This is a genomic window from Marinobacter alexandrii (assembly GCA_039984955.1).
Taxonomy (GTDB): domain Bacteria; phylum Bacteroidota; class Bacteroidia; order Cytophagales; family Cyclobacteriaceae; genus Ekhidna.
The window spans coordinates 2,114,284-2,129,690 of sequence record JBDWTN010000007.1 but is presented as its reverse complement, the minus strand read 5'-3'; the positions used below and the strand labels follow the sequence as shown (position 1 = coordinate 2,129,690).

Below are 15,407 nucleotides of genomic sequence, written 5' to 3'. Positions count from 1 at the left end.
TACGAGAACGAAAGACTATGAAAACGAAGGGTTTAAAGAAAACGAAAGTCAACATTGTCACACTAGGGTGCTCCAAAAATCTGGTGGATTCTGAAGTGATGCTGACTCAGTTGAGGGGAAACAATATTGATGCCACACATGAGTCTTCCAAAGACGATGCGAGCGTGGTAGTAGTAAATACATGTGGATTCATTGACAATGCAAAGCAAGAATCCATTGATACCATTCTTCGATATGTAGATGCAAAGCAAGAAGGTCTGGTTGAAAAAGTCTACGTTTCTGGCTGCTTGTCACAGCGGTATAAGGATGAACTAAAAGATGAAATTCCGGATGTTGATGCCTGGTTTGGAACTGGTGATCTACCTGCATTACTCAAAAAATTTAAAGCCAATTATAAAAAAGAACTCCTCGGTGAGCGAATCATAACCACAAGCAAGCACTATGCATATTTGAAAATTGCTGAAGGTTGTGACAGGCCATGCAGTTTTTGCGCAATACCTTTGATGCGAGGAAAACATGTTTCCAAACCAATAGAACAAGTCATTTCTGAGGCTCAATCCTTAGTGAGGCAAGGAACGAAAGAGATACTTCTGATCGCTCAGGATTCCACTTATTATGGGCTGGATCTTTATAAAAAAAGGAATCTTGCTGAGTTAATGGATCGTCTAGCTGATGTGGAAGGTTTAGATTGGATTCGATTACACTATGCCTTTCCTACAGGCTTCCCTGAAGATGTATTGGATATCATGTCAAAGCGCTCAAATATTTGCAACTACCTGGATATTCCTCTTCAGCATGCCTCCACCAACATGTTGAAGATGATGCGTAGAGGTACTACTCGTGATAAGACAGAAGCTCTTCTTGATAAAATGCGAAGCAAGGTGCCGGATATTGCCATTCGTACCACATTAATTGCTGGCCATCCTGGAGAAACACAGCAAGATTTTGAAGAAATGATGGATTTCGTAGAGAAAAATCGTTTTGAGCGATTGGGGATCTTTACCTACTCACATGAAGAAAATACCCATTCATACAATTTTGAAGATGATGTTCCTGATGAAACAAAACAAGAACGTGCAAATGCCGTAATGGATTTGCAGGAAGAAATTTCCATGAGCATAAACGAAAAGAAAGTGGGGAAAGAATACAAAGTGTTGATCGATCGAATGGAGAGCGGAACGTTCATTGGGAGAACTGAATATGATTCTCCAGAAGTGGACAATGAAGTTATCATTCAGGCAGATCATAGTTACTTGCGAATAGGGGATTTTACTCAGGTAAAAATTACCGACGCTACAGCCTTTGATCTGTACGGTGAACCAATTCAGCAATAACCCACTTTAATAAAGCGTGCGTACTGAAACCCTACCCCTAGACGAAACTGACTGTTTTTCACAGTTTTTTATTGACTATATCAACCAAAAGCAGGAGCTAGCTCCGTTTTATTCTGCTTTTCCTTCTGTTACAAATTTTAAAGAGGTCATTGAAAAAAAGAGCTTCAAAGATGATCATCGCCAAGTATTGGTAAAGGTTCTTGAAGAGCAGTATGAGGAATTAGATATCAGCGATGCTGTTTCAGGCAATATAAGCTCTCTAGCAGATTCGAAGACATTCACCATTACCACAGGTCATCAGCTAAACATTTTCACAGGCCCACTCTATTTCATCTATAAAATTGTGACGGTCATCAATACCTGCAAAACACTAAAGCAGGCCTATCCTGATTATAGCTTTGTTCCTGTCTATTGGATGGCGAGCGAGGATCATGATTATGACGAAATCAACCACTTCTTTTTTGAGGGTAAAAAATATGTCTGGGACACAGATCAGACAGGTGCGGTAGGCCACTTTGATCCTTCGGCACTAAAAGACATTGTGAGCAAGCTTCCCAAAGGGGCAGAGTTCTTTAAAGATGCTTATTCTCAAAAAACTTTGGCCAAAGCTGGTAGAAGCTATGTCAACTACCTTTTCGGGAGTGAGGGACTTGTAGTAGTCGATGCAGATAACACCGATTTAAAAGCACTCTTCTCTCCAGTTATTGAAGACGACTTATTCGTGCATAGTCCAGAAGATTTGGTTGCTAAAACTTCAGCATCATTGGAATCGCAAGGATACAAGACACAAGTTCATGCCCGTCAAATCAATTTTTTCTACTTGGATAATGGTATTCGGGAACGAATAGAAAAAACAGATAGCGGATTTGAGGTAGTTGAAACAAATCTTACGTTTAGCGATTACGAAATGCGAAAGTTGATTAAAGATCACCCAGAGCGATTCAGTCCTAATGTAATTCTGCGTCCATTATATCAGGAAACAATCCTACCTAACCTAGCGTATATTGGAGGCCCTTCCGAAGCTGTTTATTGGCTACAGTTAAAAGCAGTATTTAATCATTTTGATACCTCCTTTCCATTGTTGATGCCTCGGAATTTTGCTTTGGTTATTCCCTCAATAGCATCAACTAAATGGGGAAAAATCGGACTATCTCATCAGGATGTTTTTCTTGACAATGAAGCGGCCTTTACCAAGTGGATCAAATCCAATTCTGATCATGAGCTCTCCTATTCTCATGAGCTAGATGAACTCAAAATCCTTGAAACAAGTCTGAAGCAAAAAACGGAAGTTGTCGATCCTACACTCACACAACATATTGAGGCACTTTATGCCACATTCACTAAACGTCTAGAAAAGGCAGAAAAGAAATTAGTACGTTCCGAAAAAAGAATACATGAAGATCGTAAAGAGCAAATTGATGCTGTAAAAGAAATACTCTTCCCAGGAGGAAGTTTGCAAGAGCGAAAGGATAACTTCCTCAATTTTTATCTAAAAGATCCTCACTTTATTCAAAATCTACTTGACACATTTGATGCCTTTAATTATCGGATGTATTTAATGTTCGAATAGGTTATTAAACCACTTACTAGTCCTTTCCATGATTGCTTCGTATTTTTCAGGTTGTAATCAGCTCGCTATGGAAATAACTACCCCTACACTACTCATCGATAAAGGAAAGTGCCTCAAGAACATTGATAAGATGTTGGCTAAGGCTGAAAGATCAAACGCAATACTAAGGCCTCATTTCAAAACACATCATTCTGCATCCATTGGAAGTTGGTTTAAGGCAAAAGGAATTAGCCAATGCACGGTAAGCTCTGTCTCAATGGCAAAGTATTTTGCTGAAAATGGCTGGGAAGATATAACCATAGCGTTTCCCTATAATCCCCTTGAGGCCCAAGAAATATCAACATTAGCTAGTAAAGTCAACCTTCATATTCTTATTGAATCTGAAGAAAGCTTAAAGCATGCTTTAGACCATATCAATTCCTCTGTGGGATATTTCATCAAAGTAGATGTTGGTACACATCGAACGGGAGTAGACCATAGAAATAAAGATTTGATCCAATCACTGGTGAATCTTTCTTCTGACGCATTAGTTTTCAAGGGCTTTTTAGCACACGCTGGTCACACATACGGTAGCAATAGTTATGATAGTATTAAATGGATTTTTGATGGTACCTCAAAAATTCTGAAAGAATTGAAAGAAGAATTTGGTGGGATGATTTCTTATGGAGACACACCTTCATGTAGCCAAATCGAAGATCTCTCCCTTTTTGATGAACTCCGCCCTGGTAATTTTGCCTTTTATGATTGGATGCAACATAATATAGGATCTTGTGGAATTGATGAGATCGCTATATGTTTAGCATCCCCAGTTGTTGCCATCCATAAAGAACGCAACGAAATCGTTATCTATGGAGGGGCGGTTCACCTTTCAAAAGATATGATTGTTGAAAAAGACATCATGGGAAAAGATAAACGGTGCTTCGGAAAAACGGTGCGATTGTCAGATTCTGGATGGGACACAGCAATCATTGGTCATGTGGATCGACTTTCACAAGAGCATGGAATTGTTAAATTATCAGAACAAGAGATCGCTCATATAAAACTTGGCGATTTGATTGGGGTTATTCCTGTACATTCGTGCTTGGCTGCTGATTTACAAGGACATTACCTCTCAACTAGCGGAGAACGAATTGAAAAGATGATCAAGAATTAGGAATGCAAAAAACATTTTCACTGCTTTTTATTACAGTAGCCCTCTCTGGTTTCTCACGTACTGATCCTCCGAAGGATACCATTGATATCATGATTGGTCAGATGATCATGATTGGTATTGGAGATTTTAACCTCGTCGATCCAGATAGATCTATTTTCAATGAAATAAAAAATGGAAAAGTGGGAGGAGTTGTTCTTTATGAAAAAAACATTCTCTTCGAAAGTCCTAAACCAGAGCTAGCCTTACTAGTAGAGACACTTCAGAAAAATGCTTCTATACCTCTTTTTGTTAGTATCGATGAGGAGGGAGGAAAAGTTAGCCGAATGAAAACTCGCTATGGATTTCCTAAAAATGTATCTGCTCAATATTTGGGTGACATGGATAACATAGATTCTACACAGTATTATGCCAATCAGACTGCCTCCATTCTGAGTCGTTTTGGGATCAATATGAATTATGCTCCTGTGGTAGATGTAAACCTAAATCAAAAAAACCCTGTCATAGGAAAACTGGGTAGAAGCTATTCTTCGGATTACTCACAAGTAATTGATCAAGCATATGAGGTAATCAATCAGCATGACAAAAGAGGTGTTGTTCCTGTACTAAAGCACTTCCCTGGACATGGGAGCAGTCGAAGCGATACCCATTTAGGTTTAACTGATGTCACAGAGACCTGGCAATTCGAGGAAATGTACCCTTATTCAGCGCTTATAGATAGTGGAGTTGTAAAAGCTGTAATGACAGCACATATAGTTAATCAATCACTTGATGGTACCAAGATCCCAGCAACTCTTTCCAAACGAATTGTTACGGGAATGCTTAGAGAATTTCTTGGGTTCGAAGGCGTAATAATATCAGACGATATGCAAATGGGAGCAATTAACAATGAATATGGTTTACGTGAGGCTATTAAAATGTCGATTGAAGCCGGAGTAGATATGTTAATGTTTGCCAACAATGTGAAAGATTATAATATGGTATCTGCCAGTACGGTCCATGCCATTATCAAAGACTTATTGTATGAAGGTATAATTACTCGAGATCGTGTTTATCAATCATACACGCGAATTATGAAATTAAAAGCTGATATTGGACTTTGCGATGAGGACTATTATCGTTCGTTGAAAAATAAATTGAGAGAATATAACTAAGGATAGAATAAAAACTGATTTTACTATCTTCACCAGTCCATGATCCAATACAACCCAAAATCGTGGTTTTCGCTAATCTTTGACGTATATAGTAGGTACGTTATAAGAGCGCTTTTTCCACTTATCTTATTTGCTGGAGTACTCACCTTTTTCTTATGTTTTCTTTTCATCGATGTGTTGGGCGTCAATATCGTTGATACTAAAGCATTTCACTCCATTCTTGGGGTAATCTTAGGATTGTTTTTAGTATTAAGAACAAATACTGCCTATGATAGGTGGTGGGAAGGGCGAAAACTTTGGGGCCAGCTTGTAAACGACACAAGGCAACTGGCTATCAAGATGTCTACATTCTTACCAGAGGATGCCAAAGAAGATAGGCTCTTCTTCAAAAAGATGATTCCTAATATCACTTTTGCAATGAAGCATCATTTAAGAAATAGCATCCTTGTAGGAGAAATGGATTTCTATGATGAGGCCTCCAAAAAGAGAATAATTAATAGCAATCACCGTCCAAACATTATCAACAAACTGATTATGGAGCGTGTAATGCAGCTAAACGATCAGGGAATACTTACCCCAGAAAGACTATTCATTATTGATAAAGAAATTAAGGGATTCACAGACATTATAGGAGCATGTGAGCGTATTAAGTCTACACCGATACCATACTCATACAGTATGTTTATCAAAAAATTCCTTTTCATTTATTGCATTACTTTGCCAATGACCTTTATTGGAGAATTTGGATATTGGTCCGTAATTCTGGTTGTTGTGGCATTCTATTTTTTAATGAGTGTAGAGCTCATTTCAGAAGAAATTGAAGATCCATTTGGTCGTGACATAAATGACCTTCCATTGGATGAACTTTGTGTAAAGATTAAAAAGAACATCATAGAAATTTTCAACAATAACTAACTTGGCAACCTAAATCGCTATTAATAAACTTCTAATTATGAAATTCAATCAACTTAAACTAGCCTCTCTTGCATTATCCGCTGCTGTGCTTGTATCATCATGCGGTGGTGGGAGTCAAGAAAAAACATCAGACGCAGGATCTGAATTCGATGCTGCAAAGGAGCAGGTAGCTGCTGATGTTTCCAAAGTATTAAAAGATCTACCCCCTCCATCGGAGGTGCCGTATTTACTAATGAATGCTGGAGCAGAGTTTGATCCATCCTTAATCAACTCACTAGATAAGATGGCTGCATATCAAAATGATGGGACTAAAGCAGCACTTAACCTTGGTGTATATGCTACCGATATTGGATATCTAGCTTCATATGAAAAATCTGAGCTTGCTCTTGACTATATGGGTGAATGTCAAAAACTAGCAGCTCCAGTTGGTGTAGCAAGTGCCATAGATTACGGGATGATTTCTCGTTTTGAGGCAAATATGGAAAGCAAAGATTCTCTTGCAGCTATTATTAATGAGGTAATGCAAAAATCTGGCGAGCGATTGAGCGAACTTGAGGAGCTAAATAGTGCTGCACTGCTACTCGCTGGTAGCTGGGTTGAAGGCGTTTATATCTCTACCACAATTGTAAATACATATCCTGAAGACTTACCTGAAGAATCTAGAACTTTGATTCTTGAGCCTCTTGTGAAGATTGTAATAGATCAGAAAACATCTTTGAATGATTTACTCCAGGTAATGAATGACGTACCTGAGTCAGATGATGTAAATAGCATGAGAGCTGAACTTGAAAAAGTGAAAGCTATTTATGATGGTGAACTTGCTGAAGTAGAGAAGCAAATTTCAGAAAATACTGGAAGTTTTGTTCTTAAAGCAAACACGCTTGATAACCTTGCATCAGAAGTTTCTAGAATCAGAGCTTCAATCGTAAATTAAAATATTAGTCCTTAAAAAAAGCCGTCATTGCTTTGCTTTGACGGCTTTTTCAGTATTGGATGTTTAACTTTAACCTCCAGCTTACCTAACCACATTGTCACATGAGTGAAGAACTTCTTAAAGCGATCATCAGACTTCTAGTAATAGTAGCTAAAGAAGAAGGTGAGGTTGATGAAAGTGAGAAAGAAAGCGTTCGTGATTTTCTCTATGAAAATGTGAGTAGAGATGACACCAAACACTACCTCAAAATTCTGGATGAATATGTTCGAGAGGTGGATACAGGGAAGGATGATCATAGTCAGATTGAAGAGATCACAACAAATATTAACCATGAACTGACGCAGCAACAAAAGCTCGTTGTGATGGTAAGGTTAATGGAGTTGATCATTGCAGATGGTATCATCACCGAAAGAGAAACTGAACTTCTTAGTCTTATTGGCAAACACTTCAAATTTGAAACTGAGGACGTAGATGCAATCACACATTTTGTAATAAATAGAGATCCCAACAATTTTCCAGAACACTATTCTGTAGTGGTTTCCGGTATTGATGACCCAGATAGGACACGTCAAATTTATTTGGAAAATCTAAAAGGACACATTGCGTTTTTCAAATTACCAAAAATTGATACCTGCTTTTTCAAATATTATGGATCAGACATTCTGAGTCTTAATAGCCTCATGGTATCTCCCAATAAGATAAAGGTATTCTCCACGGGTAGCTCCATTAAAGGCAAAAGAACAGAGCGACTTTATTATAGCGATATCATTGGAATTTTCCGTGACGATGTAACCGAAACCCGTGTTTCTTTTGTAGCAGAAAAAATTTCCTATCGGTTTAAGAAAGGGAATATCGGACTTAAAGATGTCAATATTTCTGAGCCTTCAGGTCAGCTTTTTGCTATTATGGGAGGAAGTGGTGCCGGAAAATCCACTCTTTTTAATGTATTAAATGGAACTGCTAAACCGTATCAAGGATCTGTTCGAATCAATGGGATTGATATCTATAAAAACCCAAGGCAAGTAGAAGGGATCATTGGATTCGTGCCGCAAGATGACCTTCTTATTGAAGACCTTACAGTCTATCAAAATCTTTATTATGCTGCTAAGCTTTGTTTCGATAAAAAAGAAAAATCAGAGTTACATGATCTTGTAACACGAACGCTCGATTCCTTAGGATTGACAGAAGCAAAAGACCTAAAAGTGGGAAATCCCCTACAAAAAACAATCAGTGGAGGTCAAAGGAAACGACTAAACATTGGACTTGAGTTGTTACGGGAACCATCTGTATTGTTTGTTGATGAACCGACCAGTGGGCTCTCGTCGAGAGATTCTGAAAACATCATGGATTTGTTGAAAGAGCTTTCTCTTCGAGGCAAGATGGTGTTCGTAGTTATTCATCAACCATCTTCCGAGATCTTCAAGATGTTTGACAAGCTTCTGATCCTAGATACTGGTGGGCATCAGATTTATTATGGAAATCCGGTCAAAGCAGTCACCTACTTCAAGAACATTGTCGAAATGATCGACAAAGATCAGAGTGCCTGTATTGAATGTGGTAATGTTAATCCTGAGCAGATTTTCAATATCATAGAGATGAAAGTGGTCGACGAATATGGTCGCTTCACAAATAAGCGGAAGTATTCACCAGAACAGTGGTATGAGCAGTTTCAATCCAATATCCAAATTGATACTGCTGAGGAAGCTACTGTGACCCCAGAAAAATCTCTGGAGCTACCTAATAAATTAAAACAGGCAAAAATCTTCCTTCAAAGAGATATCCTGTCTAAAATAAGTAATCGTCAATACGTACTGATAAACCTGCTGGAAGCACCCGCATTAGCTTTGCTTCTCGCTATCATCACCAAATATGCGCCTGTCGGAAGCAACTATACATTCTTCAAAAATGAGAACATCCCGGTTTTCTTTTTCATGAGCATCATCGTCGCTCTTTTTATGGGATTGACAGTAAGTGCCGAAGAAATTATCAAGGATAGAAAAATCTTAAAACGAGAGGCATTCCTACATCTAAGTAAGCTCAGTTACCTCTCATCAAAAACACTCATTTTGTTCTGCCTATCAGCTGTACAAACATTGCTGTTTGTCCTTATTGGCTGTTGGATACTTGAAGTTGAAGGTATGACGTTGTGGTATTGGATTATCCTATTTTCCGTTTCCTGTTTTGCCAATATATTAGGTCTAAATATTTCTGCTGGATTTAATTCAGTCATTACCGTTTACATACTTATACCTCTTTTGATCATTCCTCAACTCATCTTAAGTGGAGTAGTAGTTGATTTTGATAAATTAAATTCCTCTTTTGCCAACCGACAAAAAGTACCTTTGATAGGAGAATTAATGACATCTCGTTGGGCGTATGAAGCATTGGCAGTAACGCAGTTCAGAGATAACCCATTCAACAAGGAGTTTTATGATTTAGACAGAGAGGTTGCAATCAATACCTACAAGGCTATCTATTATGCCAAATATCTCCAAGAGCATTTAGACTATTGCTATGAAAACAAGGAGTTCAATGGCAGAAAGGCTGAACTCGATTTGATCAGAAATGAAGTGAAGAAACAACTAAGCATTTTCGGAGACGACAAGCTTGCTGTTGCAGATCAAATAACTGACTCTTCGCTTTCCCAAGAAGTGTATAAACAAACTGCTGACTTCCTTTCTGCTATTCGTAGTGTCTACAATACACGCAGAAAGAATGCCAAGAATGAACTTGATAAACTTATTGACAGCAAAACAGCAACTGAAGAACTTGAAGAAAAGTATCAGAAAGAAAAACAACAATACCAGAATGAGCGAATCGGTCAGATGCTAAAAAACATTCAAACCAAGCGAAGAATCCTAGTTTCAGGGGATGAGTTGGTTCAGAAAATCTATCCTGTTTATGCTACGAATGAGCATCCAAATCACGCACTGGACTTCAGAACTAATTTCTACTACCCTGAGAAGTTTATCGCAGGGAACTACATTGACACTAAAGTTTTCAATGTGTTAATTATCTGGTCAATGACCATCCTTCTTTTCATAGCAGCCTATTTTGACTGGCTAAGAAAAATCTTAAGGAGTGGTAAGTTCTAATTAATATAGACCGTAACTCATTAGATAGGGACGTTCACATGTCTTTCTGCATGATAAGAAGACCTTACCAAGGGTCCTGACTCCACGTATTTTAGTCCTCTCTTTAATCCCTCTTCTTTGAAATGATCGAACTTGTCAGGATGTACAAATTCTGCTACCTCAATGTGACGCTTAGTGGGTTGTAGATATTGTCCGAGCGTAAGAATGTGTAAACCATGTTCTACTAGATCACCCATGGCTTTGTAAACCTCCTCATCCGTTTCGCCTAAACCAAGCATGATGCCCGATTTAGTTCGTTTTCCTGCATCATAAGTAAGCTTAATTTGCTCCAAGCTCCTATTGTACTTTGCCTGAGGTCTAACTCTTCTGTAAAGACCTTCAACGGTCTCCATATTATGTGAAACAACTTCTTGACCTCCTTCAATCATTCGATAAAGCGCATCCCAGTTTCCTTTCACATCAGGAATCAATGTTTCGATAGTAGTTTCCGGGGAGGCCTTCTTCGTCTCTATGACTGTTTGATACCATACCTCTGCTCCACGATCTTTCAATTCATCTCTATTTACCGAGGTAAGAACCGCATGTTTTACACCCATCAGCTTAATCGCTTCAGCAACTCTCTTGGGTTCTTCCTGATCATATTCAGGTGGTCTTCCAGTAGCCACAGCACAGAAAGTACAGCTTCTGGTACATACATTTCCAAGAATCATGAATGTAGCAGTTCCCTCACCCCAGCACTCCCCCATATTCGGACAGTTTCCACTTTCACAAATGGTATGAAGTTTATGCTGATCCACCAACTTCCGAACTTTGGCATAGTTCTCTCCAACCGGGAGCTTAACTCGTAACCAATTCGGCTTTTTCTTTCTCTCCGGTTTTTCTACTACTGGTAAATCAATCATAACGCTACATTCAGATATAAAGTGCAAATCTAATCAGGGCGAATAGATTACCCTATTTTCGGGTGCCCCAAAACAATGTGAAGAAAACAGAAGTAAATACAGATTTGTTCGGCTGTGTAGGAACAAGGACAATTTCTTTAGTAAAGGCTTCCAACATTACTCCTGCTTCAATGCCAGCTACATTACTTCGGTACGTACCAAACTCAAAAAAGATAGATCCTTTGGTATTTAATCCAGGAGCAAACTCGGATTCACCCAATCCTTGAAATAACTTTCCAGGGCCAGCAATGGCCTGCGGTGCTCCATAGTCCTGAACTGTAAATTTTCCATACTGCTGGTCAGTACCCAATACATAATAAGGGGTAATTAAACCAAAGGTGGGGCCTGCAGAAGCGGCTAAACTTATTTGAACTCCTTGCTGATTGGCTTTTCTAAACATCAGCTTTTCCAAGCCATAATTCGTACGAATGGCGTACAGATAATTTGATTTTCCAAAAATGAAACCTGCTCCCTGAATTCCCACGTATCTGGCTTCACTAGGATGCTTTACATTAGAAAGTTCCAGGCTAAATGTTTGATATATATCATCTCCTTTCTTTCTACTATGACGAATCATTAGACCACCAATAAGTCCACCGTTTGTGTTTTTATTGATTCCCCAAATCCATTCTGAAGTATATTCAAATTCCTCTCCCTCAAAAAGTTGAGCCGTTCCTAAAAAAGGAAGTATGATAAGAAGGAAAATTGTAAATTTTTTCATGTCTGCTAAACCATAACAAAAATAATGCGCAAGTCCCTAAACTTTGGAAGCCTCTGATTTCAATTCATCAAAACTAATTCCCATATGAGACGTGTTGAAAATTGATTTTCCATTGCTTATTAGAAGAACTTGAGGCGACTCATGTCTAACCTCGTACCTATCAGTAATTTCATCAGAAATGTTTCTGTAAGCAATTAAGTCTAAATAGTATGTCTCAAAAGGGGCATCTTCATTGTAAGATCTTTCAAATCTACTCAATGACATTGCACTGATGGAACATCTCGTACTATGCTTGAAAATGACAATAGGCCTTTCTTTTGAGTCTTCATCGACTTTATCCAATTGACTAGCATCACTCAATTGGATCCATGGGACACTTACACTCTCCTTTTTTGAAAATAGACCTGATAGCATATTACTACAAACTTTAATTTATTTAGTTATTCCAGATAACCCGCTCTTTTTTATCAAACTTAGGCTTCTGTACAGGTTCTTTAACACCATCTGGGTTTTGCTTGTTCCCGTTGATTCTAGTCCAGAAAATATTCCACTTTCGCAGCATCTTTCTCACCTTCGGATCGTTGAATTTCATAGCAAAATGGTAGTTACTACTAGGGTGTTGATCACCTATTTTTTTGTGTCGAATTTTTATATCTCCTTCCCAAGTGGATGATTCACTGTAATATCTCGTCATTTTCTTCCATTTCTTACTTACCACAAAACGATTCTTGGAATTTGTGTAACGAGGCTTCACTTTATAATCAACCCCTCTAAATGGGTTAGCTGGTGAATAGCGTGGTGAAATTCTGTAATCTTTTCCTCTGAATGGCATTCCTGGAGAATAACGAGGATTTACTTTATACTTATTGCCTCTAAATGGATTAGAAGGAGAATAGCGAATATTAACCTTGTAATCCTTACCTCGGAATGGATTAGAAGGGGAATAGCGAGGAGTTACTTTGTAATCCTTGCCTCGGAAAGGATTTCCACCTGAGTACCTGATATTTACTTTATAGTCTTTACCTCGAAATGGGTTAGAAGGAGAATAACGAGGAGTTACCTTATAATCCTTACCTCGAAATGGGTTTCCGCCTGAGTACCTGATATTCACTTTATAGTTTTTACCTCGAAATGGGTTAGAAGGAGAATAACGAGGAGTTACCTTATAATCTTTTCCTTTGAATGGACTACCACTTGAATAACGGAGGTTGGTCTTATAGTCCTTGCCTCTGAAGGGGTTCGATGGAGAATATCTTGGGGTCAATTTATAATCGCTCCCTCTAAATGGATTTCCACTTGAGTACCTAGGGCTAGATTTATATTTACTACCACGAAAAGGGTTTCCGAATGAATACCGAGGTGTCACTCTATAATTACTCCCTCGAAAGGGGTTACCACGAGAAAATCTAGGAGTTGATTTTTGTGACTTGAAGTTTGCTACTCCACCAGAAGACCTTGGCCTCACAGAATATCTCTTCTGCCGTTCTTTGGCTGATGAAAAACGAGGGGAAGTTGAACCAGAAAACTTGAATGGAGATGAGGCACTAGAATAACGGGGGCTTCTTCGTCCATCAGAAGATGGTATTCCGTCACTTTTCCCTGGCTTTTTTTTATTTCTAAAAAATAAGAACCCTTTTCTCTCTATTTTCTTGGTTTTGAGCCTCCGATCAGAGTCCTCAATTAATTGTGCATCGGCAGTGTAGACTGCCGCGCCAATTAAAAATGTTATGATCAGAAATCGTTTCATTCACTCGTTCTCACCCAAAGGTTCATAATTTAGGTGATAATCTCAATGATTTAGTCGAATCGATGGTATACTGTCCTTTTTATACAAAAAGTACTCCCAGTCAGCATTGACAAAGCACAAGCGAGAATTTTACAAAATATCTCTCCAGTCGAGTTAGATCTGAATCGGTTCTCCTTGAGCGTTGAGTATCTCAAATTCAGTAAGTGCCTTTGAGCTATCCTCCACCATATTAACCCAACGAAAATATTTGAAAAACCATTTAACTCGTCTAGAAAAAACTCCAGCAGTAAAGTATGTAAATAAGTACGGATGGAGAGCAATCGTTATCTTCTTCTCATTTTGTGATTCAAAGAAGTACTTGACTGTATTCTCAACTTGATCCGCAACCTGAATAGATGCTGAAATCTTACCTGTCCCACTACATGTTGGGCAGACTTCCTTTGTTGTAATCGAAAGTTCAGGACGCACTCTTTGACGAGTGATTTCCATCAATCCGAATTTTGATAATGGAAGAATTGTATGCTTAGATCGATCATCTTTCATCGCATCCTTCATTCTTGCGTAGAGCTTTTTCTTGTTCTCTATTTTTCGCATATCAATGAAGTCAATGACGATGATACCTCCCATATCGCGCAACCTTAGCTGACGAGCTATTTCATCCGCTGCATCCAAATTTACCTTCAGAGCAGTGTCTTCCTGATTATCTTCTTTATTAGATTTATTCCCGCTATTTACATCAATAACATGAAGAGCTTCTGTATGTTCAATGATAAGATAACCACCACTTAACATGCTTACAGATTGACCAAAGGAGGTCTTCATCTGCTTTTCTACACCCGTGGCTTCAAAGATTTTAGCTTTTCCTGTGTATTGCTTCAGGATCTTTTCCTTATCAGGAGCTATCCCTTTTACAAAAGTTTTGATCTCTTGATATAAATCCTTGTCATCGACCTGTATACTGTCAAAGCTTTCGTTCAGTACATCTCTCAGAATAGAGTTGGCTCGATTCATTTCACCAATCACCTTATCTCTAACCTTAGCTGTCTGAAGAGCTTTCATGCCCTCATCCCATCGGTCAACGAGGTTTCTAAGATCTGTGTCAAGCTCTTTTACATCTTTACCAATGGCAACTGTACGTATGATCACGCCGAAACCTTCTGGCTTGATTGAGCTTATCAATCGTTGTAGACGCTTACGTTCGTTAGCATCTGTGATTTTTTTAGATACGTTTACCGTATTTGAAAACGGTACCATTACCAGGTATCTACCGGCTAATGACAACTCGCATGAAAGTCGTGGGCCTTTTGTTGAAATAGGCTCTTTCACTACCTGTACCAATATTTTTTGTCCTTTCGTAAGGACTTGGCTCATTTTACCAAGCTTATTAATATCTGGCTCTGTTTTGAAGCCAGACAGTCTAGTGCCGTTCAGCTTTTTAGCCAGTGTAAGCTTTGTAAACTTATTTAACGATTGGACCTGAGGTCCTAAATCCAGGTAATGTAAAAAGGCGTCTTTCTCATATCCAAGATCAATAAAAGCAGCGTTCAGTCCCTGAACTACTTTCTTTACTGATCCAAGATAAATATCACCAACGTTGAAAGTTTGACCTCCTCCGTCTTGATGAAATTCTACAAGCCTTTTATCTTTTAGTAAAGCAATACGACATCCTTCGCGAGTTGAGTTAATGATTAGTTCATTACTCATAGCGATTAATTAAAGGTGTCGATTACTTTTTCTTGTGTCTATTTTTTCTAAGTCTTTTCTTTCTCTTGTGAGTCGAGATCTTATGTCTCTTTCTTTTTTTACCGCAAGGCATAATTTTTTGTGTTTAAGTTTCTAAAATGTT

Annotated in this window: 13 protein-coding genes; 7 read left to right on the top strand and 6 right to left on the bottom strand. The window is 38.5% G+C overall.

Going from position 1 to position 15,407, the window contains the following annotated elements; translation table 11 throughout:
* Positions 1 to 17: 17 nt before the first annotated feature.
* The 7 genes from rimO to ABJQ32_15635 all read left to right on the top strand — a co-directional run bounded on the left by rimO (position 18) and on the right by ABJQ32_15635 (position 10,152).
* Complete coding sequence (gene rimO / locus ABJQ32_15665; protein MEP5291090.1) at positions 18 to 1,334, top strand: 30S ribosomal protein S12 methylthiotransferase RimO; 1,317 nt, start codon at positions 18 to 20, stop codon at positions 1,332 to 1,334.
* Between the two features lie 16 nt (positions 1,335 to 1,350).
* A complete protein-coding gene (gene bshC / locus ABJQ32_15660; protein ID MEP5291089.1) occupies positions 1,351 to 2,904 on the top strand; it encodes a bacillithiol biosynthesis cysteine-adding enzyme BshC in 1,554 nt (517 codons plus the stop codon).
* A 67-nt stretch (positions 2,905 to 2,971) separates the two neighbouring features.
* Positions 2,972 to 4,057, top strand: a complete 1,086-nt coding sequence (locus tag ABJQ32_15655) for an alanine racemase (GenBank protein MEP5291088.1) — start codon at positions 2,972 to 2,974, stop codon at positions 4,055 to 4,057.
* A 2-nt stretch (positions 4,058 to 4,059) separates the two neighbouring features.
* The gene (locus ABJQ32_15650; GenBank protein MEP5291087.1) at positions 4,060 to 5,208 is read left to right on the top strand and encodes a glycoside hydrolase family 3 N-terminal domain-containing protein; all 1,149 of its coding nucleotides are present in this window, start codon (positions 4,060 to 4,062) and stop codon (positions 5,206 to 5,208) included.
* Positions 5,209 to 5,247: 39 nt separating this feature from the next.
* Positions 5,248 to 6,123: a bestrophin family ion channel gene (locus ABJQ32_15645; protein MEP5291086.1), complete on the top strand. Its 876-nt coding sequence runs from the start codon at positions 5,248 to 5,250 to the stop codon at positions 6,121 to 6,123.
* Between the two features lie 37 nt (positions 6,124 to 6,160).
* Positions 6,161 to 7,057, top strand: coding sequence for a hypothetical protein (locus ABJQ32_15640; protein ID MEP5291085.1), 897 nt, complete (start codon positions 6,161 to 6,163; stop codon positions 7,055 to 7,057).
* Between the two features lie 101 nt (positions 7,058 to 7,158).
* A complete protein-coding gene (locus ABJQ32_15635) occupies positions 7,159 to 10,152 on the top strand; it encodes an ATP-binding cassette domain-containing protein (protein MEP5291084.1) in 2,994 nt (997 codons plus the stop codon).
* A 20-nt stretch (positions 10,153 to 10,172) separates the two neighbouring features.
* On the opposite strand, the gene lipA is transcribed toward ABJQ32_15635, so the two are convergent.
* From lipA to ABJQ32_15605, 6 genes are all read right to left on the bottom strand, one after another.
* Positions 10,173 to 11,054 (bottom strand): lipoyl synthase, encoded by an 882-nt coding sequence (gene lipA / locus ABJQ32_15630; GenBank protein ID MEP5291083.1) that lies wholly within the window; start codon positions 11,052 to 11,054, stop codon positions 10,173 to 10,175.
* A 52-nt stretch (positions 11,055 to 11,106) separates the two neighbouring features.
* Positions 11,107 to 11,814 carry a hypothetical protein gene (locus tag ABJQ32_15625; GenBank protein ID MEP5291082.1) on the bottom strand — a complete coding sequence of 236 codons (708 nt, stop codon included), beginning with the start codon at positions 11,812 to 11,814 and terminating at the stop codon, positions 11,107 to 11,109.
* Between the two features lie 36 nt (positions 11,815 to 11,850).
* Complete coding sequence (ytxJ, locus tag ABJQ32_15620; protein MEP5291081.1) at positions 11,851 to 12,228, bottom strand: bacillithiol system redox-active protein YtxJ; 378 nt, start codon at positions 12,226 to 12,228, stop codon at positions 11,851 to 11,853.
* A 22-nt stretch (positions 12,229 to 12,250) separates the two neighbouring features.
* The gene (locus tag ABJQ32_15615; protein MEP5291080.1) at positions 12,251 to 13,561 is read right to left on the bottom strand and encodes a hypothetical protein; all 1,311 of its coding nucleotides are present in this window, start codon (positions 13,559 to 13,561) and stop codon (positions 12,251 to 12,253) included.
* 153 nt (positions 13,562 to 13,714) lie between these two features.
* On the bottom strand, positions 13,715 to 15,265 hold the full coding sequence (locus ABJQ32_15610) for an Rne/Rng family ribonuclease (GenBank protein ID MEP5291079.1): 1,551 nt from the start codon (positions 15,263 to 15,265) through the stop codon (positions 13,715 to 13,717).
* Positions 15,266 to 15,287: 22 nt separating this feature from the next.
* Complete coding sequence (locus ABJQ32_15605; GenBank protein MEP5291078.1) at positions 15,288 to 15,377, bottom strand: AURKAIP1/COX24 domain-containing protein; 90 nt, start codon at positions 15,375 to 15,377, stop codon at positions 15,288 to 15,290.
* Positions 15,378 to 15,407: the final 30 nt, after the last annotated feature.